Below are 15,316 nucleotides of genomic sequence, written 5' to 3' on the forward strand. Positions count from 1 at the left end.
TGTTCGACGAGATTCATACTTGTTAGTTATCCATTTTTCTCCACCCTCTATAAATCATTATTATTTTTCTCTCGTTGTATGAAACCACCCTGCCCGCCTGCGGGGAGGGGCTGGGGGTGGGGTGCAATGATTGTGGAAATCATAACTAATTACCCGGACTTGATATTACTTCCTAGTAAAGTGCGTAGGCAATGCCTGTCGTAGACATTGCTCCAAAGCTGAGATTCCTGACTTCTGAGAAAAGTCGGGAATCTTTTTTAATCTGTAAAAAAATTCGTAAACCTCTAACTTGTGTGAAATGATATGAGTTTCATAAAAGCGTTTGGGAATTATGTGATTAAGTACATTCGTCTTAACTACACACAAAAAACTTATGGGCTTTATAGTCTCTCTTGTAACTAGCCTAATTGCAATTCTCGTTTATCTCAATACAGATAGGATATCTAGTGAAAGGTCACGTTTAGCAATACGCACAATTATGATATTAATTGGCAGTATTGCAGTACTGAATTCTTTTTCTAGGCTTTTGGTGATTGTCCCACCTGGTAATGTGGGTGTCGTCAATTTTTTTGGTGAGGTTTCCGAAACTACTCTTAATCCTGGTGCCCACTTGCTTAACCCCTTTAGCAAGGTGCTGAATTTTTCTACTCGCATTAAGGATATAAAGGAAAATGTAGATGCAACATCGCAAGAAGGTTTGAGCCTAAATCTTGATGTCAGTCTTCAGTACAAGCTCGACCCGCAAAAGGCAGCTACAGTATATAAAACAATTGGAACTGATGAAACACAACTGGTAATTTCCAGATTCCGCTCTACCGTCCGCGCCATCACGGCAAATTACCCAGCCAATGCTATTTATTCTACCAAACGCCAAGAAATTGCCCAAAAAATTGACCAACAACTCACTCAAGAGATACCAGCTTTGGGTTTCATCGTTGAGGAAGCTCTTTTAAGAAACATCAAAATGCCTGATACTCTACAAGCTGCAATTCAAAACAAACTCAAGACAGAGCAAGAAAATCAGCAGATGAAATTTGTTTTAGAGAAAGAGCGTCAAGAGGCAGAACGAAAGCTGATTGAAGCGCGAGGTATAGCTGATTCCCAAAAAATTCTCTCTGGTGGGCTTACTAACCAAGTGCTACAATTACGAGCGATTGAAGCCACAGAAAAGCTAGCTAAATCTAATAATTCTAAGTTAGTAATTATTGGTTCTGAAAAAGGCGCAGTGCCTATTATGATCCAGCCATAAACAGGAACCTCAAAGCCATAAAATTTTCCGATCAAGTCAATGGCTTGAGAGAATTTTAATTGTATGGAGTATACATTATTTGCTACGTTCACTCTTGGCGTTGGTTTTTTCCACTGAGAATATGACAATCTCCAGGAAGTGCCGGAAAAGCTTACTGAACGTGCCATTCAAAATGATAATACCAATTTAGTAAAATCCTTCTTCTAAAATTATTAAAGTTAGTTAAGCTTACGAACTACGAATTAATAATGCAATTTGATACCCAACTGCTACCACGCATTAATGCCACAGCTAAAAGAGAAAATGGTAAACAATATTATGTAGATGCCAAGGGAAATCGCTTTCCCAGTGTTACTACAATACTTAATGCCACCAAATCACAAGCAGACAGAGACAGATTATTAAACTGGAAAGTGCGTGTTGGTACAGAAGAAGCTACGCGCATTACTACAAGCGCTAGTCGTCGGGGAACCCAAACACACAAACAAATTGAGCGCTACCTCCTTGGTCAAAACCCTGTTTGTCCCGAAGCGAGTCGCCCTTATTGGGAGAGTATCAAGCCAGTTTTACAAGAAATCGACACAGTTAGACTGGTGGAAGGCTCTGTTTTTCATCATAATTTGAGTTATTCTGGCAAAGTTGATTGTATTGCTAGCTATCAAGGTATTCCCTGTATTTGCGAGTGGAAAACAGCAGACAAACCCAAAGGTTCAATTGAGCATTTATATGAGCATCCACTACAACTTACGGCATACATAGGAGCAGCTAATGAGTATTATCGAGATTATGGCATTCAGCTAAAGCACGCTCTGTTGGTAGTAGCGATTCCAGAAATGCCAGCTGAGGTATTTTGGTTTGAATCAGCAGTTATTCAAGATTACTGGGAGCAGTGGGAAAAAAGAGTCGCCCAGTTTTGGGAACGCAGAAGTGTTTGGGGTTAGTCAGTGGGATTGCACAATTACTGAAAGGTTTGGCAACTAATCTATAAATCAATACCTTGTTCTACAAGCGTTTGCAGTAGTTCTGTCGGTTATACATGTTAAGGTACTTATATCTAATGGTGATGCTGTCATGCTTCTAAAGTGCAGCATTTAAGTCATTTTAAAAAATACAGCATTTACGATCGCACCTGCGGAATGTGGGTTAAAAGGAGATAGGAATGGAAGTGAGGTCAGAGTGTATTGCATCCAAACAATAAGCGCTATATTCGTATCGATGAAAACAGGGTTATTAGTCGTTTGCATAAAGGTCTTCTCTGCGGAAAGTTAAACTTTCCGAGACTAATCCTACAGGATATGAGGAAAATTTGAGAGGCGCTTTCTTTTCTTTTTTCTCTTGTTTTTGTGCTAAACGCTTCCGATCAATTACTATCACCACTTAATGCTTACCCTCTGGAATATCCAATAGTAACTGCGCTACAATTTTACCATCTTTGGTAACTGTGGCAATTGTTTCTATACTTTTCATCTCATTCTTCCTTGTTCAATCCATTACAGCTAACACAGCTTTCGGTAATAACTTATCTTTAAACCAAACAATTCTGGCGGGGACATCATTTAATTTTACTCCCGCCTTTTCTAAATTAAGGCGCTCGGAAATAGCCAAAATCAAGTCATCACGTCCAGCCCGTCGCACCTGAGAAAACTTCTTTTGTAAATATTCAGGTCGCCAATAACCAACAATTTCTAACAAGAAGGTGCGACCATCAGAATGTACCAAGCGAAAATCGGGAATCATCACACTACCGGGAATTGGTATCAAATCAACTTCTCGCTCTAACGCCCAGCCACTTTTTAACGCATCCCATTTATCAGCAAAGGAGGCTTCTAGCATACTATCGTAGGGCTTTCCGGGTGGATAGTGGGATACTAAACCACATTCAGAATTGAGAGTGAAACGTCCAGTTTTCCAACTATTTGTATAAGCATCGCGGGTTTGGAGAATCGACGAAAGACTCCATTTGGTAACGTGAAGTAAAGCAGGAATAAGTTTAGCGATCGCTAACCCATATCGCGTACTAGGATTAAACAAACTCGTCGGCCCATCAATGGTAATTGTAAACCCGTGGTCAGCATCACCTTCAATATAGGCCATCAATTGAAACAACTTTAAATAGCGAAATAACAGCTTATATTCTCCCGGAACATTGCGATGAGCATTTAACACCAGTTGACTGGCCTTATAAAACACACCCTGCACTTGAGATAAATTGTATCGATTTAATAAATCTGGCGCTGTTGGTGCATCAAAAATAGTCAAAATCTTATTTTCAGATAAATCAGCATATAGTCCATTCCGAACCTGTTCCACCAAAACTTCTCGTTCAAGTTCTTGAGTTAATTCATCAGCAATTTTACTCAGAGTAACTTGGGTAGATTCTCGACTAGAAACCGACTTTGCAGCCAACGAAAACACTCGTTCTCTTAACATCTGTGGTTCCAAAGGACTAACCACCTCAAAAGTGCAAAAACTACTTTTGAGAATATAAGCTAATCCCCGCTTCACTCGATAATCTGTAGAATCTCCTTCAAAATCAGTCAGTTGTCGCTCAAGCACACCTTGAGTCTTTCCCACTGCTGATTGAAAATAATTAATTAACTCAGTCGCCAACTCTGAAGTTGCTCGATCAATCTTCAGTCTCTTCGGAACGATCTCCTCCCCGTTTTGGCGATGCATCAGTAAGTCTGTCGGTAACATCTGCTGAATTTTGGATTTTAGATACTTCGACTTCGCTCAGTACAAGTTTTGGATTTTGGACTGAATAATTAATTTCTAACTGTTCCGCCGCCTTCAAACTCCGTTCTTTCCCACTCCCATACACAACCTGTAAATTTCCTTTCCTTTCTTTTTCTTTCCCTATCTTTCTCTCCCCTCTCCGCCTAGCCGAAGTCCCCTCTTCACTAGTATCCTCCGCCACTACCTCATACAAAATCGCCTGTTTATTCTCAATATTCCCCTTCCGTAAAACCCTACCCAATCGCTGAGTATACTCCCTAGCCGAACCCGTCCCCGATAAAATAATTGCCACAGAAGCCGCAGGTACATCAACCCCTTCATTCAATACATGAGAAGCAACCAAAGTATTATATTTACCCTCCCGAAACTTTGTTAATATCTCATGCCGTTCTTTCACAGGAGTTTGATGAGTAATTGCTGGAATGAGCAACTCTTGAGAAATGCGGTAAACTGTCGCATTATCTGCAGTAAAAATCAAAATTCGTGCCGGATAATGTTCTGCTAATAAATTAATTAGAATTCGCAATTTTCCATCAGTACCCAAAGCGATATCTTTCGCTTCTCGATGCGCTAACATCGCCCTACGTCCAGATTGCGATCTAGCGCTCATTTGCACGAACATTTGCCAACCTTGCAGACTCCCCAAAGAAATCTTTGATTGCTTCAAAAAATCGTTGCGGGTTTGAATTAACTGGTTATATCTTTCCCGCTCAAGTTGCGATAACTTTACCTTAATTTGAACAATTTCATGTTCTGCTAACGCCTTCCCCGCCAAATCTTCAGCGCGTTTGCGATATACTTCTTGACCAATAAGGATATTTAAGTCAGCGTGTTTACCATCGGTACGTTCCGGTGTCGCGGAGAGTCCCAGGCGATAAGGTGCGATCGCATATTCAGCAATTACCCGATTAAAATCTGTCGGTAAATGATGACATTCATCAAAAACAATCAACGCATATTGATTTCCCAACGTTTCGGCGTGAATTGCGGCACTATCGTAAGTTGCAACTAAAATTGCCGTTCTATCCCGCGAACCACCTCCCAGCAATCCCACCTCAGCATCGGGGAAAGCCGCTACTAAATGTGCATACCATTGATGCATTAAATCCAAAGTTGGCACTACAATCAGCGTCGTGCGCGGCGTTGACTGCATCGCCATTTGCGCCAAATAAGTCTTTCCCGCCGCCGTGGGAAGCACAACGACTCCTTGTCTACCCGCCAGTTTCCAAGCTGCTAGCGCCTCAGTCTGGTGAGGATAGGGTTCCATTTCCAGAGTGGGAACCAAATCTACTGGATAAAATTGCTTGGCCTCATCGATAAAATTCACATCTTCCGCTTGTAGTGCTTCCACTAGCGATCGGTATCTAATTGCTGGAATGCGGAATTTTTCAACTCTATCATCCCACGTAGCATAGTCCATCCAACCTTTGCCGCGTGGTGGTGGATGCAAAATTAATGTGCCACGATCAAAATTTAATGTAGGGGTACGAGCCATGAGTATTGGGCATTGGGCATTGGGCATCGGGATTAGGTTACAGGTGACAGGTGACAGGTGATAGGTGATAGGGAATAATCTGTACCCTGTAACCTGTACCCTATTCCCTTCTTTACTCCCTAGTCCCTTGATTACTAATAACGCAAAAAGTGCATGATTCATCCAACTAACTCCGACAAAACCCAACTAGATGCGCTCATTAGTCACGGAATGTCTTATCGGCAAACTAACAATAACCTGTCCGAATCCTACAAAGAACAGCGACAGAGCTTTTTACTGAAACGGCTGCAATTGCAGGCCCAGATTATGTTGGTAGCTGGCTTGACTTTAATTGCTTTTTTTCTTTGGGTAAATTCACAATTAGAAGGCAAGATATACGCTTTTAAAATTGGTCTTGTAGTAGAATTATTCACTCTTGTTTGTTGGGGTTTATGCAAAACTCCTATCGGTCGCCGCTATCCTGATTTAATTTTTTTGAGTTTATGCTGGTCTGTAACTTGTGCTGTCCAAATTGATATAGCTTTGCTATTTAATAATCTAGAACCGAGAAACAATATTTGGACTTTGATGTTTCTCACTCAAGCTACAATCATTCCAGTCCAATGGTGGATGCATTTAATATCTCAACTCGGAACAATACTTTGCTATTTAACTTTATATATTTTATATAGCCCCATCTTGAAAAATCCATCAGCTTTTTATATTGAGCAAGGATTATATTTCTTTTGGACTTGCATAATTTGTGTTTTCTCTGTCTATTTATACGAACGCTTACGAAAAAAAGAATTTTACGCTCGTAAGGCAATGGAACTAGCGCAGCATAAATCTGAACGGCTGCTACTAAATATTTTGCCAGAGATGATTGCAGAACAATTAAAACAACAGCCGGCAACTATTGCCGATAACTTTCTGGAAGTTACGGTGCTATTTGCTGATATTGTTGGCTTTACAGAGCTTTCATCTCACACCTCGCCGACAGAATTAGTCGAGTTATTAAATACAATATTCTGTCTGTTTGATCGATTAGCAGAACGTCATGGGGTAGAGAAAATTAAGACCATTGGCGATGCATATATGGCTGTTGCTGGTTTACCAAATCAATCTAACAATCATGCTCCAGCAATAGCTAATATGGCTTTGGATATGCAAAATGCTGTAGCTACTTTTAACAAAGAAAATAACCAATCCTTTAGCATTCGTATTGGCATTAGTACAGGGCCAGTAGTAGCAGGAGTGATTGGGCTGAAAAAGTTTGCCTACGACCTTTGGGGAGATACAGTCAATATAGCTAGTAGAATGGAATCACATGGTATTGCAGGTAGTATCCAGGTTTGTGAAGCAAGTTATCAGCTTTTAAAGGATAAATACTTATTGGAGAAACGAGGTTTAATTCAAGTGAAAGGTAAAGGCGAAATGATGACTTATATACTAAAGGAAATTAATTTAAAAACTTAATAAATAGGAGTCAGAATTCGGAATTCTGACTCCAGAATATTTTACCCATAAAGCTAGTATGTATTTTGCCGATGCATTATTAGGTGTTGAGCGATGTCTATGATGGTCACTGAGCCAAGTCGAAGTGCGGGCTACGCCTACGCATTTTCTAGCTGATTTTGGGAATAATCCTTTAGCTAGCTGCATAAAAGGAGAAGCCACATTGAGAGGAACACGTTCCCTTCTAGCGCCTTATGCTGTGGCACTATTGGCTGTTGGTAGCGTATTGCTATTAACACTATTGCTACAGCCACTACTGAAACCAAGTATTTTCCTGCTGTTTTTTGCTGCCGTGGCGGTTAGTGCCTGGTATGGGGGCATGGAAGCAGGATTACTGGCTACTGCTTTGTCTACTTTAGCCGTCAGCTACTTTTTCTTAGAACCAGTATTTTCGCTCTTGGTTGCGAGTCTAGACAACATACTGCGCTTAGGCTTGTTTGTGCTGGTGACAACAATTATTAACTTGCTGAACTCAGAATTACGCACTGCCAAACAACATCTTCAAAAGAGTTTGCAGAAACTACAGGTGAGCGAAGCCAGATTTAGAAGGTTGGTAGAGTCCAACATCATTGGGGTAATTGTAGCCAATATGGACGGGGCGATCGCAGAGGCTAATGATGCTTTTTTACAAATGGTAGGTTATTCGCGGGAGGATTTGCTTGCAGGGCGAGTCAGATGGCGCGAGATGATCCCACCAGAATATATTGAAACTAACAACAGTGCGATACCTTCTCTGCGAGACGCTCCGCGAACGGTGAGCTTCTCTACGAGACGCTTTGCGAACGCTAACGCAGAACTCACAACTAAAGGCGTGTGTCAGCCTTTTGAGAACGAATACATCCGCAAAGATGGTAGTCGCGTTCCTGTTCTGTTAGGTTCTGCTTTGTTAGAAAATAACCAAAATGATATTATTTCTTTTGTGATTGATTTAAGCAAACGCAAACAAGCAGAACTTGCTCTTTCCAAAAGCGAAGAACGCTACCGCACTTTTTTAGAGCAGAGTTCAGAAGGTATTTGGTGCATCGAACTGGAAGTACCAATTTCGCTAGATTGTCCAGAAGATGAACAAATTCAACATTTTTACCAATATGTTTACTTGGCAGAATGCAACAATGTTATGGCACAGATGTATGGCTGTTCTCGTGCCGAAGAAATTATCGGTGTCAGACTAGGAGACTTTCTTGTTGCCTCCGATCCACATAATATTGCCTACCTGCGTAATTTTATCCGTTCTAATTACCGACTAATTGATGCCGAGTCCCATGAAATAGATAAGCAAGGTAATTCCAAATACTTTTTGAATAATCTGGTGGGAATTGTTGAAAATGGCTTTTTAGTGAGAGCGTGGGGAACTCAACGCGACATTACAGAACGCAAACGAGCAGAAGCAGCACTCCGTCAACGAGAAGATGAACTGCGCCTAATTACCAATGCTGTACCCGTCAAGATTTCTTATGTTGATAGCGAGCAGCGTTATCGCTTTAATAATAAAGAATATGAAGACTGGTATGGGCTTCCTGCTTCGGAAATTTCTGGTAAACATATTAGAGAAATTTTAGGAGAGTCGGTTTATCAATCAATTCTCCCTTACGTAGAAGCAGTACTTTCAGGAGAGCAAGTAACTTACGAAACCCAATTACCTAATAAAGATGGCACAAACCATTACGTGAATGTCACTTACATTCCCCAGTTCAGTCAGGAGGGGAAAGTTGCAGGATTTGTTGCCCTTGTCACAGATATTACACTTCACAAGTTAGCAGAAGCAGCTCTCAAACAAAGCGAGAAACGGTTAAAGACGCTGACCGAAAAAGTCCGCGTGATTCCTTGGGAGGTAAATGCCAATACTGGGAATTTTACTTACGTAGGGCCACAAACTGTTGAGATTCTAGGCTATCCATTATCAGACTGGTACACCGATAATTTCTGGGAAAAAAATATGCATCCAGAAGATCGGGAGTGGGCTATCGAGTATTGCCAAGAATCTTCTCTATCACTGAATAATTACGAATTTGAATACAGAATGTTAGCAGCTGATGGCAGAGTTGTCTGGCTATATGACATTGTGAATGTGGTGCGGAATGAAAACGGGCCGCAGCTACTACACGGATTCATGATTGACATTACCGATCGCAAACAAGCAGAGCAAGAACGCGAACAACTGCTTAAACGCGAACAAGCAGCACGCGCCGATGCCGAAACTGCCAACCGGATGAAGGATGAGTTTCTCGCCACACTCTCCCACGAACTCCGTACACCTCTAAATGCTATACTCGGCTGGGCACAGCTACTTAGAACTCGCAAGTTTGATGAGGCCACTACTGGTCGGGCACTAGAGACAATTGAACGTAATACTAGATCCCTGACACAACTAATTGAAGATGTTCTCGATGTGTCACGGATTATTAGAGGCACACTGTGTTTAAGTATGGATCGAGTTGAACTTGGATCGCTTGTAGAGGCGGCAATTGATACTGTGTACCCAGCAGCCCAGGCTAAAGAGATTAGTATCAAGTGTAGATTCGACCCCAAATTAGAGGTAGTTGTGGGTGATGCCAACCGTTTGCAACAGGTTGTGTGGAATTTGCTCTCCAACGCCGTCAAGTTTACACCCAAGGGCGGCAGAGTTGATGTGCAATTAGAGTGCGTTGAATCTTACGTGCAAATTCGGGTGAGTGATACGGGAGCAGGAATTGCTGCCGAATTCCTACCCCATGTATTTGAACGCTTTCGTCAAGCTGACAGTTCCAGCACGCGATCGCATGGCGGATTAGGATTAGGGTTAGCGATCGTCCGTCACTTGGTAGAATTACACGGTGGTACAGTCTCGGCCGAAAGTCCAGGAATTGGACAGGGGGCGACATTTGTTGTCAGTCTGCCAATGAAAGCTATTTAGGATGGAGGCAGGGGGCAGGGGGCAGGGGGGCAGAGGGGCAGAGGGGCAAGAGGCGAAAACTTCAAGGGGATATTCGACCTCGATGATTTTGAGCTACTTAACTTCCGTACTCTGCGGGAAGCTGACGCAACATTGAGGGTCTAATATCATTTTCGGATTATTCGTCGGCGGTGACGATCGCGATCGCAAACCCGTCGTATCCTTTGCTACCCACGGTCTGGATTGCCGTGGCACTGACGCGTGGCTCAGAAGCAAGCAGTTCGTTGAAGCGGCGTACTCCCTGAACGCTAGGATCGTCGCTGGCAGTATCAATCACTGCTCCATTACGCACAACATTATCAGCAACGATCGGGCTACCGCGATGGGAAAGCTGGAGCGCCCACGCGAAGTATTCGGGATTGTTTGGCTTGTCAGCATCAATGAAGATTAAGTCAAATGGGCCGTGACCCTCGGCGGCAATTTGTGGCAGCGTCGAGAGTGCTTGTCCAAGCCGGAGGTCAACAATATGGGACAGACCAGCGTGGGCGATATTGGCACGAGCAACTTCGGCGTGCTTTGGGTTTGCCTCCAGTGTGATTAAGCGTCCGTCGCTAGGTAACGCCCGCGCCAGCCAGATTGTACTGTAGCCGCCCAGTGTGCCAATTTCCAGGATGCTTCGCGCTCCTTGGATTTGCGCCAACAGCAGCAACAGCTTGCCCTGGTTCGGCGAAACATTGTGCAGCGGCAGTCCGGCGGCGGCGCTAGTCTGGAGCGCTCTATCCAGCGCGGGGTCTGGCGGCACAAGCAGATCGGTAAAGTAACGATCGACCGCAGTCCATTGCTCTTGAGTCATAGATTCTCGCTTTTTACCCCATTGATAAAACACTCAAGATTAGGTGTCGGAAATTGCTTCGTTGGAGAGGATTGTAATGATTTCATCCAAAGGGCGATCGCGATTAGACTCTTCTGGTGTTTCCTTACCCAAGGAGGTTTCTTTTACCAAACGGTAAACGTCTGCTGCTCCGTCAAAAATGCGCTCAGTTAGACCCAATTCTTTAAAGGTTTCTGCAATCTCTTCCATTTCTCCTACCCAACGATGGGCTTTCGGTGTCATCGATGGAATGGAACGGGTTAAAATGCTAGCGAGTTCTTTTTGACTACTAGAAACTTCATCCCATAATTCTTTATCCAAACCTAAACGATGGGCTGCAATTAGTAATTCTGTGCCGATTGCTGTAAGTCCTTTTGTTAGGGCTGCGTATGACATTTTCAACCCCGAAGCCTGACCAATTTCATCACCAATCACCCGCACATCCAAGCCATAATCTCGCAGTTGTAGGAGTTGATTTGCTTGTTTTCCTGAAGTGTAAATGCGGGTGCGATTGGGAACTCGCGGCGGTGGGCCAATAATTGATGCATCTACAAATGTTCCCCCAACTGATTTAATAAGTTGACCGATATTTATAACTTTTTGGGGTGCGATCGCATTACAGTCAACGTAGAGAATGGATTTACCCACATTGCCGATTGCCTCAGCTACTTGCTTCGCCGCTTGCGTAGCCGCTGCGGGGACTAGAACTGACAGCACCACATCAGATTCAATTACCAGTTGTGTCAGGGAACCCACATCTTGAATGTTGGCTGCGGCTGCTAATTGCCGAGTTCGTTCGCTGCGATCGTTTAGGGCGGCAATAGTTTTCAATTCATATTGATTGAGAACAGCTGCGATCGCTTGTCCCATATCACCCGGACTTAAAATACCAATAGTTTGGATAGGCATGGAAAGTTTTATATTTACGGTGTTCCTGAAAAAGTAATGAAATGAGTGCAATAATGGACAAATGAAATGTCCTGAATGCAGCTTTACCCAACTACTCAAGAATGGTCGTTGTCACCGATCATAATTTATTTTTGCAAGAAGTCTATTGATGCTAATAATCTCCGTTAGTGAAAGTACGATATTTTTGTTTTTAACTTGATTTTTTCACTATCAGTTGCTATATTGAACATACAGTTAATAGTGTATTAAACGCAGCTTAATTATGCTTCTGAATATCAATAAACTCAAATCAAAAACCCTCGACATCGAAAACATAGAAGCTCTAGAATTTGAAGAACTTTTAGATGATGAATTAACGCAAGTGACAGGCGGAGTAACAGTACAGGCAAGTGTAACGGACGATTCTTTAACACCAATATACGGTTCATTTTTTGGCGTAATGGGTTCAGCCTCAGCAATGGTATTTTCAGCACTGGGAGCAGCTTATGGGACTGTAAAATCTTAAGTTGAGACTAGTTTTGCATAATCTGTCAGTGGGCAAGCAATCACTTACTCAGGTTATGGTTGAATAATAATGCTAATCTTCAAGAATTTTCTCAACGTGTTTTTTAATCTGTGCAATCTACAGACTTGGGGAAAACTTTCTTCACAGAAGTACTATGAGGAAATTGAGTCACTCTGACAGAAGTTAACACTGAGTTTTAAGGCGCTAAAAACTGATGACAAAGACGTAACTGAGTAATTAAACTGGGCAATGACCCAGAAAAGACAGTTTTTATTCATACTTCTTTCCTCCTGCTTCCTGCCCTCTTTTGTAATTGAGTTGTCAGAAACTACGAGAATTTGATAAATATATCGTATTTAATCAAACCACGGATAAGCCTAACAAGCAAGTTATGAGGACTTACGCATACTCTACAAATTCTTCTCTACCAGATAATTACCCTTAGTGGGAGTTTGGCCAATTTGCAGTACACAAACTGCGGCAATTAAACAGAGAACACCTGATAAAATAAACGCTTGTAAATAACTACCCGTCCAAGTTCTCAACACTCCGGCTCCAAATGCTGCTGTCGCTGCACCAAGCTGGTGTCCTGCGACAATCCAACCGAACATCACACCGACATTTTCTTTACCGAAGGCGTTAGCAACAAGACGGACTGTTGGTGGTACGGTGGCAATCCAATCAAGTCCATAGAAGACGGCGAAAATAGAAAGTCCATAGAAGGAAAAGTTAAAACTGAAGGGCAAAAAAATCAAAGATATACCCCGTAGTCCGTAGTACCAGCACAATAAGTAGCGATTGTTCCAACGGTCAGATAGCCAACCGGACATAGTAGTACCAAAAAAATCGAATAGTCCCATGATTGCCAAAAGCCCAGCAGCCTTGACTTCCGGGATACCGTGGTCAATACAAGCAGGAATTAGATGAGTTCCAATTAACCCATTTGTGCTTGCGCCACAGATAAAAAAGCTAGCAAATAACAGCCAGAAGTCTCGATTACGCATTCCTAGCCAGAGGGCGTTAAGAGTAGAGGCGATGGAATTGACTTTGGGCTGTAACACTTCCACAGTTTCGCTGTTGTCGCCAAAGGGTCGCAAACCGACATCTGCCGGACGATCGCGCATAAAGACTGCGATCGCTGGAATAATTAGAAGTGCTACACCAGTCAGAGCCAGAGCCGCAGTTCGCCATCCAAAGCGATCGGCAACTGAAGCCAGCATGGGTAAAAACACCAGTTGCCCCGTAGCTGTACTGGCGGTTAAGATGCCCAGAACTAGACCTCGCTTTTCTAAAAACCAGCGATTGACAACAATAGCACCTAAAACTAGGGCGATAACTCCGCTACCAGAACCGACTATTACACCCCATAGCAAAACTAGTTGCCAGGAAGCTGACATCAAAGTGGTTAAACCGACACCGAGCGCAATGACAGCAAGTGAGAACACCATCATCCGACGAATGCCGATGCGCTCCATAACTGTGGCAGCAAAAGGGCCAATTAATCCGTAGAGTACTAAGTTAATGGAGATTGCCAAAGATATAGTTGCTCTACTCCAGCCAAACTCCTGTTCGAGAGGCACTATAAAAACTCCAGGAGCAGAACGAATTCCGGCCGCCACCAGCAAGGCTAGGAATGTTAAACCCGCGACGATCCAGCCATAGTGGAACGAACGACGCGCTAGGAAGGAAGCTAGGGACATGAGTGGGGATTGGGGACTGGGGAGTAGTAGTCTGTCAATAAATAATTGATAAATAAATTCCTTGTAGAGACGGCGATTTATCGCGTCTCTCTAACCGTCAAAATGAATGAATTTGACAGATTAGTACAAGGAGTAAGGGGAGCAGAGGGAGAATAACTATTGCCCAATGCTCCATTTCCAATTTAGGAAAAGTTACCCTGCATAAGGATTACCGATTCTGTCTACAGAGACGTTAGAGGAGAATGGCAAACGACCGGGATTTAAGCGTGGTTCGGCTGCATAGCCCACAGGAACTAAAACAGCGATCGCTAAATCTGGATTATCTCCTGCACCAATCACTTCTTTTACCTTGTCTTCAATCCAACCATTCATAAAACAAGTAGATAAACCCAGACTTTCAGCTGCTAATACTAAATGTGTGGCAGCGATAATTGCATCTTTGATCGCATACTCCCGTTGTTTGTCTCCCAGTGTCTCTTGAAATTGCGGAATAGCAGTTTTAAAATAATTAGCTGTGCTTTCATTCCATGCCCCAGTTGCAAGAGCCTGTTCAATTATCGGGTTCAAGTTTTTTTCAGATGCACTCGCATCGGCGGCAAAAACAAAGGTAACTGGTGCTTGAACAATTTGCTGCTGATTAAAAGATGCTGCTGACAATGCTGCCTTTTGTGCTTCATCTTGCACAAGAATAATTTGCCAGTCCTGGATATTATAGCTGCTGGGTGCAGCCACGGTTAACTCTACTAGTTGCTTAAGCAGTTCCGGGGTGATGGGGTCTGTTTTAAAAGTTTTGATGGAACGACGTTTAGCGATTGCACTGGGCACATCTAAAGGTTGGGTTTGGATGATGGAACTCATGATATTCTCCTGATAGTTTGATTATGAAAGGGTTTCGGATTTTATATCTAAAGTGATTAAGAGCGTTAAAGAGCAGGGCAATCCAAATATGTTCCTCTCTAATTGGCAATGTTAACCGGGTTAGAGATATGCTCGTGGATAATGCGCCATTGTCCCTCTCGCTTCTCCCATACAAGCGTCGCATGAGCCGTAATTCCAACCGCCTCATTCCCTATGGTGGTTGCTGTACTGTGAAAAATCAAAGCACAGACGGTAATGTTATCACCTGGAAATATCTGAATATCCCCAACTGATTTAACTTGCCACTGGGTTATTGCTGTCATGAAGGGCTTCCATATCTCCTCATACGATTGCCATCCTTGAATTCGAGTGGTCTGCGGTGAGAGGGTATCGAAGGCGAGGAATTGTTCATCTTGCCAGTAGAGATTGTCTAGGAGAGAGAAATCAAAGGGTTTCTTGCCTGCATTAAACGCAGCTAGCCAATGGTTAACACGTTCTTTGATTTCCGCTGTATCTAAAGTATCTTTCATAGTTCACAACCAATTTTTACAATCATTTTACTGATGTTGTATCTGGGAAAAATCTAAAAATCCTCGATTTGATTTGATACTTTAGAGTGCGGAAAGT

The 15,316-nt window shown here is 42.8% G+C and carries 12 protein-coding genes; 5 read left to right on the forward strand and 7 right to left on the reverse strand.

The window, feature by feature from the left end:
* Positions 1-373 precede the first annotated feature (373 nt).
* Both V7K53_RS25885 and V7K53_RS25890 read left to right on the forward strand, forming a co-directional pair.
* The gene (locus tag V7K53_RS25885) at positions 374-1,249 is read left to right on the forward strand and encodes a prohibitin family protein (protein ID WP_335200388.1); all 876 of its coding nucleotides are present in this window, start codon (positions 374-376) and stop codon (positions 1,247-1,249) included.
* A 248-nt stretch (positions 1,250-1,497) separates the two neighbouring features.
* Complete coding sequence (locus V7K53_RS25890) at positions 1,498-2,190, forward strand: PD-(D/E)XK nuclease family protein (RefSeq protein ID WP_335200389.1); 693 nt, start codon at positions 1,498-1,500, stop codon at positions 2,188-2,190.
* A gap of 541 nt (positions 2,191-2,731) precedes the next feature.
* Here V7K53_RS25890 and V7K53_RS25895 read toward each other — a convergent pair.
* A complete protein-coding gene (locus tag V7K53_RS25895) occupies positions 2,732-3,946 on the reverse strand; it encodes a DUF790 family protein (protein WP_335200390.1) in 1,215 nt (404 codons plus the stop codon).
* Positions 3,876-5,480 carry a DEAD/DEAH box helicase gene (locus V7K53_RS25900; RefSeq protein WP_335200391.1) on the reverse strand — a complete coding sequence of 535 codons (1,605 nt, stop codon included), beginning with the start codon at positions 5,478-5,480 and terminating at the stop codon, positions 3,876-3,878. The genes V7K53_RS25895 and V7K53_RS25900 overlap by 71 nt, the downstream gene beginning before the upstream one ends.
* Positions 5,481-5,633: 153 nt before the next feature.
* Between V7K53_RS25900 and V7K53_RS25905 the strand changes: the two genes are divergently transcribed.
* The gene (locus V7K53_RS25905; protein ID WP_335200392.1) at positions 5,634-6,935 is read left to right on the forward strand and encodes an adenylate/guanylate cyclase domain-containing protein; all 1,302 of its coding nucleotides are present in this window, start codon (positions 5,634-5,636) and stop codon (positions 6,933-6,935) included.
* A 202-nt stretch (positions 6,936-7,137) separates the two neighbouring features.
* On the forward strand, positions 7,138-9,867 hold the full coding sequence (locus V7K53_RS25910; protein ID WP_335200393.1) for a PAS domain S-box protein: 2,730 nt from the start codon (positions 7,138-7,140) through the stop codon (positions 9,865-9,867).
* Between the two features lie 157 nt (positions 9,868-10,024).
* Here V7K53_RS25910 and V7K53_RS25915 read toward each other — a convergent pair whose 3' ends face one another.
* Together V7K53_RS25915 and V7K53_RS25920 are read right to left on the reverse strand one after the other, a co-directional pair.
* Positions 10,025-10,699, reverse strand: coding sequence for an O-methyltransferase (locus V7K53_RS25915; protein WP_335200394.1), 675 nt, complete (start codon positions 10,697-10,699; stop codon positions 10,025-10,027).
* 39 nt (positions 10,700-10,738) lie between these two features.
* Positions 10,739-11,626, reverse strand: coding sequence for an NAD(P)-dependent oxidoreductase (locus V7K53_RS25920; RefSeq protein ID WP_335200395.1), 888 nt, complete (start codon positions 11,624-11,626; stop codon positions 10,739-10,741).
* 262 nt (positions 11,627-11,888) lie between these two features.
* Between V7K53_RS25920 and V7K53_RS25925 the strand changes: the two genes are divergently transcribed.
* Entirely contained in the window at positions 11,889-12,131 is a 243-nt protein-coding gene (locus V7K53_RS25925) for a hypothetical protein (protein ID WP_335200396.1), read from the forward strand.
* Positions 12,132-12,541: 410 nt separating this feature from the next.
* Here the strand turns inward: V7K53_RS25925 and V7K53_RS25930 are convergent, their stop codons facing one another.
* The 3 genes from V7K53_RS25930 to V7K53_RS25940 all read right to left on the reverse strand — a co-directional run bounded on the left by V7K53_RS25930 (position 12,542) and on the right by V7K53_RS25940 (position 15,219).
* Entirely contained in the window at positions 12,542-13,831 is a 1,290-nt protein-coding gene (locus V7K53_RS25930) for an MFS transporter (RefSeq protein WP_335200397.1), read from the reverse strand.
* Positions 13,832-14,023: 192 nt separating this feature from the next.
* A complete protein-coding gene (locus V7K53_RS25935; RefSeq protein ID WP_335200398.1) occupies positions 14,024-14,689 on the reverse strand; it encodes a nitroreductase family protein in 666 nt (221 codons plus the stop codon).
* 98 nt (positions 14,690-14,787) lie between these two features.
* A complete protein-coding gene (locus V7K53_RS25940) occupies positions 14,788-15,219 on the reverse strand; it encodes a YybH family protein (RefSeq protein WP_335200399.1) in 432 nt (143 codons plus the stop codon).
* Positions 15,220-15,316 lie beyond the last annotated feature (97 nt).

The organism is Nostoc sp. (assembly GCF_036917355.1).
Classification (GTDB): Bacteria; Cyanobacteriota; Cyanobacteriia; order Cyanobacteriales; family Nostocaceae; genus Nostoc.